Here is a 14,950-nt window from a genome sequence, read left to right as displayed (position 1 = left end):
CTGCCAGAGACCCCGCAACCGCCGGGACGGGACCCCACAACGGAGATGATCCGTTGTGGGGTCCCTGGCGCTTGGTTGTGCGGTCTCTCAGCGTGGGCGTCAGCGCGTCGCGATGAAGGCGTGCACGCTCGCGTGGTTCATTGCCGTGGCAGCCTCCTCGGGGGTCGCGCACTCGGCGGAGACCTGGAAGGACGCCTGAGCGGACGGCACGGCGCGCACGGCCAGGCGGACGTGCGTGACGGTGCCGTCGGCATGCTCGACCCGCAGGGTTGCCCCGGCCATGTCGACAAGGGGCCCCGTGAGCGACCCGAGGGTCACGACGACAGGAAAGCCCCTCCCCGTCACCGCGCCCCCCGTGCCCCGCGCGAGCACGGCGGCCGCTGCGCCCTCGAGCGCTGCCGCCGTCGCCGCCGTCTCGGGATCGTCCGACGCCGCGGCGCCGGCGCTGTCCGAGGGGCCCGAGGGGGTTGGAGAGCCGGCAGCGGGTGGCGAGACGGTCGCCGTCGTGCGCGCCGAGGGTGAGGGCGAGGGCACGAGCGGGCCGGTGCGGAAGACGAGGGTGCACCCGTTCGAGCCGACGTAGCGGAATTCCTCGGGGGCGGCGGTCAACGTGTACAGGGCGCTCGGGGCGGCGTGCCAGACAGGGGCCGACGAGAACGGCAGGCGATCGCTGAGCCGGTAGGCGGACAGCTCGCCGTCGGGGGTCGGCGGCGGGGCGCTGGACGTGCCCGGTGGCGGCCCGGGAGGCCGCGGCGGGGGCGCGGTGAATAGCCCGGCGACGGCGACGACGAGTCCCACGCCCACCGCCGCGCAGGCGGCGATGAGCACCCACATCCACACGGGCCTCCCGCGCGATGGGGCGTCCGCTCGCTCCGTCCCCGCATCGCTGCTCATGGCTCTCCTCGTCACGGCTCCTTGCCTCTACCTTCCCACGCCGGACGCGTGGCAGCTCAGCGCGTGTCCAGGTCCTCGAACACCAGGAACGTCTGCGTGTCCAGGACGCCGGGCATGTTCTGCAGCTGGTCGAACACGACGCGGCGCAGGTCGGTGTTGTCCAGCGCCCGCACGAGGATGATGACGTCGAAGTCCCCGCCCACGAGGGCGATGTGGTGCACCTCCGGAATGGCCCGCAGCCGCTCGCGCAGCTCGCGCCACGTCTGCTGGCGCACCTTGAGGGTCACGTACGCGCTCGAGCGCAGGCCCGCCCGCAGCGGGTCGACGAGGGCCGTGAACTTCGTGATCACGCCGTCTGCCTGGAGCCGGGAGATCCGGTTGTAGGCGTGCGCGCGGGAGATGTGCACGTTCTCCGCGATGGTCGTCACGGAGCGGCGCGCGTCTTCGGTGAGCTCGGCGAGGATGGCGCGGTCGACGTCGTCGAGCGGCCGCGGCTCCGCGGCCCGGGGCGGCGCCTCCCGGCTGGGGTGCAGATCGTCCATGGAAGCCTCCTGTGATCCACGTCATCCCGACGTTTCGTCTCTGAATTGCTGCGTTCTGAATCCAGTTTTCCATGATGTGCCCTTCAACGGCATACGAATAGCCACGGAAGCGGATACTTGAGTCAACACGTCCGGCACGAGGAGGAGCCATGACCATTCCCGCCGAGGCACAGGAAGCCATCCGCAGCTTCGGGATCAGCATCGAGGACTACATGCTCCCGGTGCACGGCCGGGTGGCCCAGATCCAGATCCTCGACGAGCACGGATCGCTGCGCCCCGAGGACGAGCGCGGCTCAGCCCCCGGCCACGAGTACCCGATCCCCGCCGCGGAAGAACTGCTCGAGGCGTACCGCCGACTCGTCGTCGGCCGCCGGGTCAACGACCAGAACTCGGCCCTCGTCCGCCAGGGCCGCATGGCGGTCTACCCGTCGAGCCACGGCCAGGAGGCCTGCCAGGTTGCGGCGGCGCTGTGCCTGTCGGACGGTGACTGGATGTTCCCGACGTACCGCGACGCGGTCGCCGTCATGACGCGCGGGGTGGACCCGGTCGAGGCCATGACCATCTTCCGCGGCGACTGGCACGGCGGCTACGACCCGCACGAGCACAAGGTCGGCATCCAGTCCACGCCGCTGACCACTCAGCTGCTGCACGCCGTCGGCGTCGCCCACGCGGCGAAGCTGCGCGGCGAGGACACCGTGGTCCTCGCGATGTGCGGCGACGGCGCCACGAGCGAGGGCGACTTCCACGAGGCGCTCAACTTCGCCGCCGTGTTCCACCTGCCGGTCGTGTTCTTCGTGCAGAACAACCAGTACGCCATCTCGGTGCCGCTCGCTCACCAGACGGTCGCGCCCTCGCTGGCCCACAAGGCCATCGGCTACGGCATGGCGGGGGAGCGCGTGGACGGGAACGACGCCGTCGCCCTCCTCGCGGTCCTCGACCGCGCCGTGCGCCTGGCCCGCTCGGGCTCGGGGCCCCTGCTCGTCGAGGCCTACACCTACCGGATGCAGGCGCACACGAACGCCGACGACGCGACCCGCTACCGCGAGGACGCCGAGGTGGCGGCCTGGGCCGTCAAGGACCCCCTCAAGCGCATGCGCGAGTACCTGCGCACCGAAGGCGTGCTGACGGACGACGTCGAGTCCGCCGTCGCCGCCGACGCCGAGGACGTGGCCCGGCGCCTGCGCGAGGGCCTGGGCGAGGACACCGCCGTCGACCCCCAGGACCTCTTCCGCTTCGTCTACACCGAACCCACCCCGCAGCTGCGCGAGCAGGCCGCCCTCGTGGCCGACGAGCAGTCCCGCGACCTTTCCGGAAAGGAGCACGGAGCATGAGCACCGTCGCCGAGGCCGCCGCGGCCCGCGCCGCCGCCCGCCCCGCAGGCCCCGAACCCCTGACCTTCGCCAAGGCCCTGACCACGGCCATGGCCGACGAGATGCGCGCCGACGCGGGCGTCGTGGTGTTCGGCGAGGACGTCGGAACGCTCGGCGGGGTCTTCCGCGTCACAGACGGCCTCCAGAAGGAGTTCGGCGCGGACCGCTGCTTCGACACGCCGCTCGCCGAGTCCGGCATCGCCGGGATGGCGATCGGCATGGCGATGAACGGCCTGCGCCCGGTCATCGAGATGCAGTTCGACGCCTTCGCCTACCCGGCGTTCGAGCAGATCGTGAGCCACATCGCCAAGATGCACAACCGCACCCGCGGACGGGTCCGGCTGCCTCTCGTGATCCGCATCCCGTACGCGGGCGGGATCGGCGGCGTCGAGCACCACTGCGACTCCTCCGAGGCGTACTACGCCCACACGCCGGGCCTGAAGGTCTTCACGCCCGCGACCGTCGCTGACGCGTACCGCATGCTCCGCGAGGCCATCGCGAGCGACGACCCGGTCGTGTTCATGGAGCCCAAGAAGCTGTACTGGTCCAAGGACCTCGTGGACCTGGACGCGCTGCGGTCGGAGTTCGCGGGCCGGGGCGGGGAGGGCCCCGGCGCCGGTGCGCACGACGGCGCGCGGCGGCTCAGCGTCGACGGCGCCGCCGCCGTCGCACGCTCCGGCACGGATGCGACGCTCATCGCCTATGGCCCCACCGTGCCGACGGCGCTCGCGGCGGCCGAGGCCGCCGCGGCAGAGGGCCGGTCCGTCGAGGTGATCGACGTGCGCACGATCGTGCCCTTCGACGACGAGACCGTGTCCGCGTCCGTGCGCAAGACGGGCCGCGCCGTCGTCGTGGCCGAGGCCGCGGGCTTCGCGTCGGTCGCGTCCGAGATCGTGGCCAGGGTGCAGGAGCGCTGCTTCCACTCGCTCGCCGCGCCCGTGCGGCGCGTGACCGGGTTCGACATCCCGTACCCGGCGCCCAAGCTCGAGCACTGGTACCTGCCCAGCGTCGACCGCATCCTCGACGCCCTCGACGACCTTCAGTGGGAGGACTGACATGGCGACCGCCGTGAGCGCCCAGAACAGCACCGCACAGAGGACCTTCAGGCTCCCCGACCTCGGGGAGGGCCTGACCGAGGCCGAGCTCGTCCGCTGGCTCGTCGCCGCAGGCGACACCGTGGCCGTGGACCAGCCGGTCGCCGAGGTCGAGACCGCCAAGGCCGTCGTCGAGGTGCCCACGCCGTATGCCGGGACCGTTGCCGAGCTGCACGGCGAGCCGGGCGCCACGATCGACGTCGGCGCCCCGCTCATCACCATCGCCGAGGTCACCTCTGGTGGCGCCGAGGTCACCCCGTCTGAGGCTCGGGCAGTCGCCCGGGAGGCCTATCGCGAGGAGGAACGCGCCGGAGCCCGTCCGCCAGCGCCCGCAGAAGCCTCTGGGTCGGGGAATGTCCTCATCGGCTACGGCACGCCTGGTGGGGCGGCAGGCGGCCGCACCCGACGGCGCAAGGGGGCGGCGCCGTCGTCCGCTCCCGTCGCGGAACCGGCGCGCACGACGCCGCCCGCGGACGCCGTGCGCGTCGTCTCACCGCTCGTCCGCAGGCTTGCTCGAGACCTCAATGTCCAGCTCGCCCGGATTTCCGGGTCCGGTCCGGACGGTCTCATCATGCGCCGCGACGTCGAATCGGCTGGGGTGACCTCGGCGCCACAGGGGGTGACGTCGGCGCCACAGGGGGTGACCTCGGCGCCACAGGGGGTGACCTCGGCAGGGGAGGCGGATGCCCGGACGGGCCTCGCGATCGCGTCGCGAACCCCCGTCAAGGGCGTGCGCAAGGCAGTCGCGCAGGCCATGGTCCGGTCACGGACCGAGATCCCGGAGGCGACGGTCTGGGTCGACGCCGACGCGACGGCGCTCGTGGACCTGCGTCACGGCCTCAAGCGCCGCGACCCCGGAAGCACGCCGAGCCTGCTCGCCTTCATCGCACGGTTCGTGGTCGCGGGCCTGCAGAAGTTCCCTGAGCTCAACACGAGGATCGAGGAGACAGGCGACGGCCAGGAGATCGTCCAGTTCGACGGCGTCAACCTCGGCTTCGCGGCCCAGACCGACCGCGGGCTCGTCGTCCCGGCGATCCGCAACGCCAACACCCTGAGCGCCCGCGGCCTGGATTCCGAGCTGCGCCGGCTCACCGCCCTGGCCCGCGAGGGGAAGGCCAGCCCGGCGGACCTCACGGGAGGCACCTTCACGCTCAACAACTACGGCGTGTTCGGGGTGGACGGCAGCGCGGCGATCATCAACCATCCCGAGGCCGCCATCCTCGGCGTGGGCCGGATCATCGACCGCCCGTGGGTCGTCGACGGCCAGCTGCAGGTCCGCAAGGTCGTCCAGCTGACCCTCACATTCGACCACCGCGTGTGCGACGGCGGCACGGCCGGCGGCTTCCTGCGGTTCGTCGCCGACGCGGTCGAGCAGCCGGGGGGCATCCTCGCGGACCTCTAGGGGGCATGGCAGAATCAAGCTCAACCCTGACCCGCGGACGAGAAGGAATGCATCACATGGCGCAATGGCGAGACCTCGGAGCCAGCACATACGTCCTCGCCACCGAGCCACTGCGGATGAACGTCGGGCTCGTGGTGGGCACCGAGCGCGCCCTCGTGGTCGACACCGGCCAAGGCCCGCGGCAGGGCGCCGAGATCCTCGCGGCCGTGCGGGAGAAGACGGAGCTGCCGCTCGTCGTCGTGAACACCCACGCGCACTACGACCACTACTTCGGCAACGCGGTGTTCGCCGCGGCGGGCGTGACCGAGTTCTACGCGCACGAGAACGCGGTGGCGGCCATCGCCGAGACGGGTGACGCCGAGCGGCAGTCGGTGGCCGAGGCCGAGCCGGAGATGGCGGCGGGGGAGGGCGAGAACACCCAGATCGTGGTCCCCACGGCGATCGTCCGCGACCAGCCCGTGCTCGTCGATCTGGGCGGGACCTCGGTCACCCTGTTCCACCTGGGCCGCGGCCACACGGACGGCGACCTCCTCGTCGGGACCCAGAGCACGCTCTTCGCGGGCGATCTCGTCGAGGAGGGCGCATACCCGGAGTTCGGGGACTCGTACCCGGAGGAATGGGCGGACGTCCTGCGGCACATCTCGGCGCTGCGGCACCGCTACGACAACCTGGTCCCCGGGCATGGGGCGCTGTGCAGCGACGCGCTTGTGCGCACCATGGCGGATACGATGGCGACGGCGGTGCGCTCGGCCAGGCAGGCCACGCGCGAGACTCCGGACGACGCCACCAAGGCCGTCCCGATCCTCCCGTACGGCCCCGAGCAGTCCCGCCTGTTCATCCGCCGGCTCAAGGCCAGCAGCCTGAGCTGACGTTCCGGCAGGGCGAGGAAGAGGGGGCAGCATGACGGACGGTCCGGTCGAGCCTGAGGCTGCTTCGCCTGCGCCCATGACCCGGCGCGAGGCCCGGCGGCTGCGCGAAGCCGAGGAAGCGGCGCGGCGGGCGGCGCACGTCGACGACTCTGCTCCTCCAACCGAGCCCGACACGGCTGCGGCCACCGGCGCGCACGACGCCGACGGGTCGCCTCGGGCGGCCGCCGCACCCGCGCCGTCGGAGGGGGACGCCAACCAGGCGGCCCCTGGCCAGCCCTCGGCGGACGCCGCCCAGCGCGCCGGGGACGACGGCCCGCCCGCGGCCGGCGACGGGCCGGTGGCCGGGGACGGGCCGGTGGCCGGGGACGAACCGGTGGCCGGCGGCCAACCGGACGTCGAGACCACGCCCGCGACACGCGCAACCGCCGTGGCCTCTGGCCGCGGGCGCTCGCCTCGCACCTACGGAGAGCCCCAGACCAGGCCTGCGCCTGCGCCGGCGACCGGGCCTGCGCCGGCGGCAAGGCCAGCACCGCCGCGTCCCGTGCGCGAGCCCACGCCAGTGCCCGCGGAGGCTGAGCACGCGGAGGAGCCGGCGGGCTTCGTCCGCCCGGGCCCGGCCCATCCGCCGAAGGGCCTGCGGGGCCTCCTCTACCGCATCACGGGCGGTGCCGTGAACCTCGGGCCGAGCGAGCGGGAGCGCCGCGAAGAACTGCTCGAGCGGCAGATTGCCCGGCGCCTCGAGGGCAGCTGGAACACCGCGTTCCTGTCCCTCAAGGGCGGCATCGGCAAGACCTCGACCACCGTGGGCGTCGGGCTCACCCTCGCCGAGCTGCGGCCGGAACCCCCGTGCGCCATCGACGCGAACCCGGACGCAGGGGACCTGGTCGAGCGTGCCCTCGGCGAGGGGGCCTACGAATCCGAGCGCAGCCGGTCCATCACGAGCCTCCTGCGGGACTTCGACTCGGTCACCACGCGTGCGCGACTCGTCTCCTACCTGCACCAGGCCGGCAGCCTGCACCTTCTCGCGGGGGAGCAGGATCCGGAGCTCTCCGACTCGTTGACGGCAGAGGACTACCGCCGCGTCCACGCGCTCGTGGCCACGCACTTCGGCGTCACGCTCACGGATTGCGGCACGGGCGTGAGCCGGCCGGCCATGCGGGGCATCCTGCAGGAGGCGGACAACATCGTCGTGGTCGCCGGCTATGCGGTGAGCGGCGCCAAACGGGCCCGGGACACGCTGCGCTGGCTGTCGGCCCACGGCTACGACCGCCTCGCGAAGGGCGCGATCGTCGTCGTGACCGACAAGGACGACGTCTCCGCGCGCGTGGACAAGGGCGCGATCGAATCGACGCTCTCGGGCCTGTGCCGCGCCCTCATCACCGTTCCCCACGACCGCTCGATGGCTGACGGCGACCTCGTGTCCCTCCCGGCGCTCCGCCCCGAGACGCGCCAGGCGTACCGCGAGATCGCGGCCGCGATCGTCTCCGGCTACCAGCGATGACCCTCCTCATCGGGGCCCAGACAGAGTCCGAGCGCCTGCCCAAGCCGCGCACCCCAGCCACGCCGCAACCGCCAGCACGGAGGCGCGGCCGCCCCCAATAGCGGCCGCGTCTCCGGCGTGGTCTCGGCCCGGCATGAGGCGAGGTTAGTCCAAGGACTGGATTTACTCTAGCCACTGCGCCCTGTGCGTGCAATGGGGAGGCGTGACCTCGCGCGTCACTAGAGTGGGGGAGTGCAGCGGCCCGGACAGTTCTCCCTCCTGTCGATCGCCGTCCCCGCCTTCGGCCCGTCCGTCCTGTTCTTCCTCGGCGAGGGGGCCGTGCTGCCGGTCATCGCGCTGTCGGCGCGGGACCTCGGCGCGTCCGTGGCCGTCGCTGCGCTGACGGTCACGCTCGTGGGGCTGGGCTCGCTCCTGTTCAACCTGCCCGCCTCCTACCTCACGCTGCGCTTCGGGGAACGCTGGGCGATCGTCGGAGCCCAGCTGGCGGGCGCGGTGGCGCTCGTGCTCGCGGCCCTCGCCCAGGAGCTGTGGCAGCTCGTCCCCGCGCTCGTCGTGCTCGGCATGTCGGGCAGCGTGACCGGGCTGGCCCGCCAGAAGTACCTCACGGAGGCCGTCCCGGTGGACTACCGCGCCCGCGCGCTCTCGACCCTCGGCGGGGTGAGCCGCATCGGGATCTTCATCGGCCCCTTCCTCGGCGCGGGGGCGATCCAGTTCTGGGGCCTGCGCGGCGCCTACTGGCTCGGCGCGGTGGTGCTCGCCGGCGCATCGGTGGTCGCCCTGTGGATGCGCGACCTCACCGCGGACGACGGCGACGGGCCGCGCGCGCCCGAGCCCCGCCTCGCGCAGGTCGCGGCGGGACACTGGAGAGTCCTGACGACCGTCGGGCTCGGCGTCCTGTTCGTTGCCGCAGTGCGGCAGTCCCGCCAGGTCGTCATCCCACTGTGGGCCGACCACCTCGGACTCGACGCGACCACCGCCGCACTCGTCTACGGGATAGCCGGAGGCATGGACCTCCTGCTCTTCTATCCGGGCGGGCGGACCATGGACACCCGGGGCCGGCTCGCCGTCGCGGTCCCCTCGATGACCCTCATGGGCCTCTCCCTCATCGCGATGCCGTGGACGGGCACGTTCTGGCCGTTCCTCGCCGCCTCATGCGTGCTCGGCATGGGAAACGGCATCGGCTCGGGCATGGTGATGACCCTCGGCGCCGACTTTTCACCGAGCCCCGGCCGTGCACAGTTCCTCGGGCTCTGGCGGCTCATGGCGGACGCGGGCACGACGGCGGGTCCCGTCCTGCTCTCGGCCGTCACCGCCGCATTGGGCCTCGGGGCGGGGGTCGCCGCCTCCGGCGGCCTCGGCCTCGCAGCCGCGGCCGTGCTCGCGTGGGCCGTCCCGCGGGCGCAGCGGCGGCAGGCTGGCGCCTGAGTCCTGCCCGGCCGACTGCTCCGACCGCCGTGTCAGCGACGGGGACGTGAAGCGTGCGCCATGAGCCAGGATGCCCCCACGGCGACCAGGTAGCCGCTGATCACGATGAACGCCAGGCCGGCCCAGAAGTAGTTCGTCGTGCTGACCTCCCGCCCAGCAAGCGGGGCGATCCGCACGAGCGCGACGACGGCGACCGCCGCCGCAGCGAGCCCCGCGGCCGTCGGCAGGGCAAGCCACAGCCGCGACGAGCCCACGTGGCGCCCGAACCCGTCCCACGCGTTCCACCGCATGCCCGTCCGCAGCACGAGCCAGGCCGCGGGGGCCATGAACACGGCGACGACGAGGAACGCGGACACGACGTCGGCCGGTCGGTGCCACTGGTTCACGAGGGTCGACACGCCGGTTGCCACGGCGTAGGTCCCACCGGCGAAGGCCACGAGGGGGCGCCAGCGCGGGGACGCGACGAGGAAGACCGCGGCCGCTGCGGACGCGGCGAGGGTCGTGTGCCCCGAAGGGAGCGAGTTCTCCATGTAGGTCTCGATGCCGCGGTAGGGGCGGGTCAGGACCTCGTTCTTGAGCAGCTGGGTGGCGAGGTTGGCGCACAGCGCCGCGGCGAGGGCGACGGCGGAGGCGGCCCAGCGCCGTCGTACGAGCGCCGCGTATCCCAGCGCCCCCAGCGCGAGGGCGACCGAGAGCGCGGGGAGGAAGTCGAGGAACCGCAGGGAGGCCTTGCCCGCGGCCCCGTAGAGCTCGGTGGCCTCGACGAGGGCGGACTCGTCGATGTACTGCCCCGTGGTGGTGCGCACGAAGAACAGGTAGGTGCACAGGAGCGCGGCGACGGCCGCGAGCGAGGCCAGCAGGAACGGCCCGACCCCTACCGCCGGGCGGGGAGCGCGCCTCGGGTCCCTGTCGGGCATCCGTGAGGCCGGATCCCGTCGGCCGCGGGAGCCGGGGACCTCGGAGCGGGCGGGGGTGGGTGCAGCCATCCGTTCCAGCGTGCCACACGCGGCTGGACGACTCCTGAGGGCCGGGCGCGCCATCAGGGTCACCCGGGCACTTGACACGTGTTAGGCGTCACATCTACGATTCCTAACACGTGTTAGGCACGGCACTCAGCCGTACGAACCCCTCAAAGGAGAGTCATGGGCGACTCCATCAGGCTGCGGGAGATCTCGCGGCGCACCGCCCTCGGAGCCCTCGGCGTCGGAATCCTCGGGGCAACCGCGGCCTCGTGGCCCCGCCTCACAGGGACTGATATCCCCGGCCGCAACGACGGCAGCCTCAGCATCGCCATCCTCGGCACTGCGGCCGACGCCGCCGCCCGCCAGAAGGCCGTCGACGCGTTCCGACGCCTCCACCCCGAGATCAGGGTCCGCGTCCAGGCGATCCAGGCCGTGGACTGGAAGGACTTCTTCAGCAAGATCCTCACCATGGTCGCCGCGGGCAACCCGCCGGACGTGGTCTACGTAGCCACCGAGGGCGCCCAGCTCTTCGCCGAGAAGCTCGCCCACCCGCTCGATGACTTCATTCGCCGCGACGCCGGCGCGATGGCCGAGTACTTTGCCGACGTCCACCCCAGCCTCGTCGAGGCCTTCATGTACCGGGGGAGCCTGTACCAGCTCCCCATGGACTGGAACGCCGCAGACATGTACTACAACACCAAGGTCTTCGCAGCCTCGGGCCTGTCCCGCCCCGCCGACGACTGGAGCCACCTGGACTTCCGCGCCGCCCTCGCGGCCATGCGACGCGCCAATCCGGGCGGCTTCACTCCGTACTACTGGACCAACCGGCTCTTCGGCGGCGTGGTCCCGTGGCTCTACGCCAACGGCACCTCGTTCCTCGCAGAGCAGCGCGCCACCGGCGGGGACTGGCTCTGGGACCGCTTCTACGCTTCGGACCCCTCTCGCGCCTCCCGCTCCGGCGGCTACCTCTGGGAGTCGCCCAACGCGGACGACCCGCGCGTCTTCGAGACCTTTGACTTCCTGCGCGGACTCGTCAAGGACGGCCTCGGAGTCCGCCCGGAAGAGGGCGGCGGCAACTCCCTCGTCGGGCTCTTCGCCTCCGGCAGGATCGGCACGACCCCGGCCGGCGGCTACTGGGTGCAGGGCCTCGCCGAGGCCGGGATGGGCCCGGACGCGTTCGACGTCGCGTTCTTCCCACGCTGGGCGAGCGGGCCCGCGTCCGCCCTCCAGCGCCACCAGTTCGGCACCGCCGGCTACGCGATCATGAAGACCGCCAAGGACAAGGACGCCGCGTGGGAGTGGGTGAAGTTCAGCGCCTCCCGGGAGGCGATGGAGCTCATCTTCGCGACCCCGACCACCACCCCTGCCCGCAGGTCGATGGTCAACGAGGCCCTCTACGCGGGCAAGGGCCCCGCCCACTGGAAGGTCTTCTACGACACCCTGGACCGGTTCCCCGCGACCGGGCCCATTCCTGCGCCGCCGCAGCAGGCCGCCGTCGAAACCGCCCTCATCAAGAACGTCTCGCTCGCCGTGAGCGGGGACGAGCAGCAGCTCAAGGGCACGCTCTCCTCCCTGCAGAACGACCTCGAGCTGGCCCTCAGGAGGACCGCATGAAAACCGCCTCGCGCGCCATGGCCTGGCTGTTCCTCGCCCCCACCGTCGTGGGCATGGGCGTCTTCACACTCGTGCCCATCGTCGCCTCGGTGCTCCTGGCGTTCTTCCGCTGGGACATCCTCAGCGCCCCGCAGTTCGCCGGGCTCGCCAACTTCACCGAGCTCTCCGCCGACCCCACCGTGCGTGTCGCGTTCGGCAACACGATCGGGTTCGTGGCCGTCGCCGTCGTGCTCCAGCTGGGCGTGGCGCTCGGGCTCGCGATCCTCGTCCAGGAGCGCCTGCCCCACTGGCTGCGCGTCTTCTTCCGCTCGGCCTTCTTCTTCCCGCTCATCCTCTCCGCGGCGAGCGTCTCCATCTTCATGAAGTACCTCTTCAACGAGCAGTTCGGCGTGGTCAACTGGCTCCTCGGCACCGTCGGCATCCCAGCCGTGCCGTGGCTCACGACGCCGGTCGGGTCCGCTACCGTGGTGGTGCTCGTCTACGTGTGGCAGAACTTCGGGTTCTCGTTCCTGCTGTTCCTCGGGGCGCTCGCCTCCATCCCGCAGGAGACCTATGAGGCCGCGTCCCTCGACGGCGCCACCGGCTGGCGCAAGCACCGCCACGTGACCCTGCCGCTCATCAGCCCCACGACCCTCGTGGCCTCCGTCATGGCGATCATCAACGCCCTGCAGGTCTTCGACCAGCCCTACGTCCTCACCCGCGGCGGCCCCGGAGACTCCACGCGCACGGCCGTCATGGTGATCTTCGAGACCGCGTTCCAGCGGCTCGAATTCGGCAAGGCCTCCGCGATCGGCGTGGTCCTCATGCTCGTCATCATGGCCGTCACGGCCCTCCAGTTCCGGCTCAGCAAGCGCTTCGTCTTCTACCAGTGAGGCCCCTGACATGACCACGACCGCCACCCCCGTCCCCGCCTCCTCCAACCGCGGCGCCCATACCGGGTCTGCCCGGCGGGACCGCCGCCCGAACGCCCCGGCGACCCGGCGCCGTCGTGCGCCCGACTGGTCGCTCGTCGGCCGGATCGCCGTCCTCGTCCTCGCCGCAGCGCTCACGCTCGGGCCCGTGCTGTGGACGCTCTCCACCTCCCTGCGGCCGCCCGCGGACTCGCTGAGGCTCCCGCCGTCGTTCATCCCGTGGGACCCGGACTTCACCTCGTACGCGCAGGTCTTCAAGCAGGTCGACATGGCGCTGCTCGTGCTCAACAGCGCCCTCGTCACCGGACTCATCGCCGTGGGCCAGATGATCTCCGCTGCGCTCGCCGGCTACGCCTTCGCGTTCCTGAAGTTCCGTGGCAAGGGCGCGCTGTTCTCCCTCGTGCTGGCGACCATGATGGTCCCGGTCCAGGTCACGATCGTGCCGGTGTTCATGCTCATCCGCGGCATGGGCCTGTCCGACACGCTCCTTGCCCTGATCCTCCCGGCGATCCCCACCGCCTTCGGCACGTTCCTCATGCGCCAGTACTTCCTCGGCCTGCCCGCCGAACTCGCCGAGGCCGCCGCGATCGACGGCGCGTCCCCCTTCCGCATCTTCCGTTCCGTGTACGCGCCGCTGGCCATGCCGGGCCTCGCGATCGTGGGGATCCTCGCGTTCAACTTCCACTGGAACGAGTTCTTCCGGCCCCTCATCCTGACCATCTCCGAACAGAACTTCACGCTGCCCCTCGGCCTCGTCTCCCTCCAAGGGAACATGGGCACCGGGAGCATCTCCGTGGTCCTCGCCGGCGTGGTCCTGTCCATGATCCCGGCCCTGGTCGTCTTCCTCGTCGGCCAGCGCTCCCTCCGCGACGGCCTCACCGCCGGCGCGGGCAAGTAGAAAGCACGCCGATGACCTCCGCTCATACCGCATCCGCAGCCGTCGTCCCCGCCACCATCGGGGCGGACGCATCCGCAGCTCACCCCGACCGCTCCTTCCCCCGCCTCCACCCCCGCCCGTCCCGGGGCTGGGTCAACGACCCCAACGGCGTGGCGTTCGCCGACGGGCGCTGGCACGTCTTCTTCCAGCACAACGCCGAGTCCGCCCGGCACCACCGGATCCACTGGGGGCACGTGAGCTCGCCGGACCTCGTCCGGTGGGAGGAGCACCCCGTCGCGCTCGCCCCGCAGCAGGGCGGCCCCGACGCGTACGGGTGCTGGACCGGCGTCGTCACCCTCGATGCGGGGACGCCCACCGCGGTCTACTCGGGTGTCGCGGACGGGTCGGGCCGCTCCCAGGTCGTGCTCGCCCGGGGGACGGCCGACCTCGGGGAGTGGGTGCAGGACGGCGTTGTCGCGGCGGGGATGCCCGACGACCCGCGCGTCGTCGCCGTCCGCGACCCCTTCCTCTTTGAGTTCGCCGGTCGCCGGTGGGCAGTCCAGGGCGCCGGGCTCGCCACCGGGCACGCCGCCGTGCTGCTGTACGGCGCCGACGACCTCTCGGCCTGGGAGTACCACGGCATCTGGCTCACCTCGGAGGACCCTGTCGCCTCCGAGCTGCCCGACGCGAATATCTGGGAGTGCCCGCAGCTGGTCCGTTCGGGAGGTTCATGGGTGGCCGTGTTCTCGCTTTGGCGCGAGGAGCAGCTCACCGGGGTCGGGCATCTTGTGGGGTCCCTGGCGCTCGATCCGGTCACCGCGCTCCCGGTCTTCACGCCGCTCTCGTCGGGCATCACGGACGTGGGCGGCTCGTTCTACGCGCCGCAGGCGGTCCAGGCCGGGGAGCGCGTGCTCATGTGGGGCTGGGCCAAGGAGGTCGCAGCCTCCGGCCTGCGGGGCCGCACGCCGGAGGACTGTGACGCCGTCGGCTGGTCTGGGCTGCTCACGTTCCCGCGGGAGCTGCGGGTGGAGGGCGGCGCCGTCCGGCTGCAGGCCGCCCCCGAGCTCGCCGCGCTTCGGGCCGAGCCGCTTGAGGACACGCCCGGGACGCACGACGGCGGCCCGCAGCTGCCGCTGCCCGACCAGGCCGACGCTGTGGTCGCCGGGGAGGGTACGGTGCGCCTCCGGCTCGGGGACGCGACCGTGTGGAGCGGGGCCGTGGCGGAGGGCGAAGAGGTGCGGGTGCTCGTCGACGCGTCGATCGTCGAGGTGTTCACCTCGGCCGGCGCCGCGACAACGCTGCGGGCGTACCCCTCCGGAGCCCAGTCCTACCGGCTCGAGATGGGCCCGGGCGTCCGGGCACGCGCGTGGCGGCTCGCCGTCCCGGGCGCCTGACCCTGCCCCCAGGGCTCGCCGGACGGCCGCCGCGGATGGTTCTCTTGGGGGTCGCCTCCTGGGGGTCACGTGAGGTGACTCCCAGGAGGTGACTC

General features: G+C 72.2%; 13 protein-coding genes. 10 read left to right on the top strand and 3 right to left on the bottom strand.

Features of this window, described 5'->3' with window-relative positions:
* Window positions 1-99: 99 nt before the first annotated feature.
* On the bottom strand, window positions 100-894 hold the full coding sequence (locus tag ABD298_RS07455; RefSeq protein WP_344299000.1) for a hypothetical protein: 795 nt from the start codon (window positions 892-894) through the stop codon (window positions 100-102).
* Window positions 895-950: 56 nt separating this feature from the next.
* Window positions 951-1,436, bottom strand: coding sequence for an Lrp/AsnC family transcriptional regulator (locus tag ABD298_RS07450; protein ID WP_344298998.1), 486 nt, complete (start codon window positions 1,434-1,436; stop codon window positions 951-953).
* 149 nt (window positions 1,437-1,585) lie between these two features.
* Between ABD298_RS07450 and pdhA the strand changes: the two genes are divergently transcribed.
* From pdhA to ABD298_RS07420, 6 genes are all read left to right on the top strand, one after another.
* Entirely contained in the window at window positions 1,586-2,767 is a 1,182-nt protein-coding gene (pdhA, locus tag ABD298_RS07445; RefSeq protein WP_344298997.1) for a pyruvate dehydrogenase (acetyl-transferring) E1 component subunit alpha, read from the top strand.
* Window positions 2,764-3,861: an alpha-ketoacid dehydrogenase subunit beta gene (locus tag ABD298_RS07440; protein ID WP_344298996.1), complete on the top strand. Its 1,098-nt coding sequence runs from the start codon at window positions 2,764-2,766 to the stop codon at window positions 3,859-3,861. The genes pdhA and ABD298_RS07440 overlap by 4 nt, the downstream gene beginning before the upstream one ends.
* A 1-nt stretch (window position 3,862) precedes the next feature.
* Complete coding sequence (locus tag ABD298_RS07435) at window positions 3,863-5,302, top strand: dihydrolipoamide acetyltransferase family protein (RefSeq protein ID WP_344298995.1); 1,440 nt, start codon at window positions 3,863-3,865, stop codon at window positions 5,300-5,302.
* Window positions 5,303-5,358: 56 nt separating this feature from the next.
* On the top strand, window positions 5,359-6,171 hold the full coding sequence (locus ABD298_RS07430) for an MBL fold metallo-hydrolase (RefSeq protein WP_344298994.1): 813 nt from the start codon (window positions 5,359-5,361) through the stop codon (window positions 6,169-6,171).
* 76 nt (window positions 6,172-6,247) lie between these two features.
* Window positions 6,248-7,672: a MinD/ParA family ATP-binding protein gene (locus tag ABD298_RS07425; RefSeq protein ID WP_344298993.1), complete on the top strand. Its 1,425-nt coding sequence runs from the start codon at window positions 6,248-6,250 to the stop codon at window positions 7,670-7,672.
* A gap of 231 nt (window positions 7,673-7,903) precedes the next feature.
* The gene (locus ABD298_RS07420; protein ID WP_344298992.1) at window positions 7,904-9,097 is read left to right on the top strand and encodes an MFS transporter; all 1,194 of its coding nucleotides are present in this window, start codon (window positions 7,904-7,906) and stop codon (window positions 9,095-9,097) included.
* Window positions 9,098-9,129: 32 nt separating this feature from the next.
* Here ABD298_RS07420 and ABD298_RS07415 read toward each other — a convergent pair whose 3' ends face one another.
* Window positions 9,130-10,083: a phosphatase PAP2 family protein gene (locus ABD298_RS07415; protein ID WP_344298991.1), complete on the bottom strand. Its 954-nt coding sequence runs from the start codon at window positions 10,081-10,083 to the stop codon at window positions 9,130-9,132.
* A gap of 156 nt (window positions 10,084-10,239) precedes the next feature.
* On the opposite strand from ABD298_RS07415, the gene ABD298_RS07410 reads away from it, so the two are divergent.
* Genes ABD298_RS07410 through ABD298_RS07395 form a run of 4 tightly spaced genes read left to right on the top strand, consistent with a single transcriptional unit; the run spans window position 10,240 to window position 14,855 of the window.
* Window positions 10,240-11,673, top strand: coding sequence for an extracellular solute-binding protein (locus ABD298_RS07410; protein ID WP_344298990.1), 1,434 nt, complete (start codon window positions 10,240-10,242; stop codon window positions 11,671-11,673).
* A complete protein-coding gene (locus ABD298_RS07405) occupies window positions 11,670-12,545 on the top strand; it encodes a carbohydrate ABC transporter permease (protein ID WP_344298989.1) in 876 nt (291 codons plus the stop codon). The genes ABD298_RS07410 and ABD298_RS07405 overlap by 4 nt, the downstream gene beginning before the upstream one ends.
* 10 nt (window positions 12,546-12,555) lie before the next feature.
* Window positions 12,556-13,482: a carbohydrate ABC transporter permease gene (locus ABD298_RS07400; RefSeq protein ID WP_344298988.1), complete on the top strand. Its 927-nt coding sequence runs from the start codon at window positions 12,556-12,558 to the stop codon at window positions 13,480-13,482.
* An 11-nt stretch (window positions 13,483-13,493) separates the two neighbouring features.
* Window positions 13,494-14,855 (top strand): glycoside hydrolase family 32 protein, encoded by a 1,362-nt coding sequence (locus ABD298_RS07395; RefSeq protein WP_344298987.1) that lies wholly within the window; start codon window positions 13,494-13,496, stop codon window positions 14,853-14,855.
* Window positions 14,856-14,950: the final 95 nt, after the last annotated feature.

Source organism: Sinomonas flava (assembly GCF_039531875.1).
Taxonomy (GTDB): domain Bacteria; phylum Actinomycetota; class Actinomycetes; order Actinomycetales; family Micrococcaceae; genus Sinomonas; species Sinomonas flava.
This window is presented reverse-complemented; position numbering and strand designations above follow the sequence as displayed.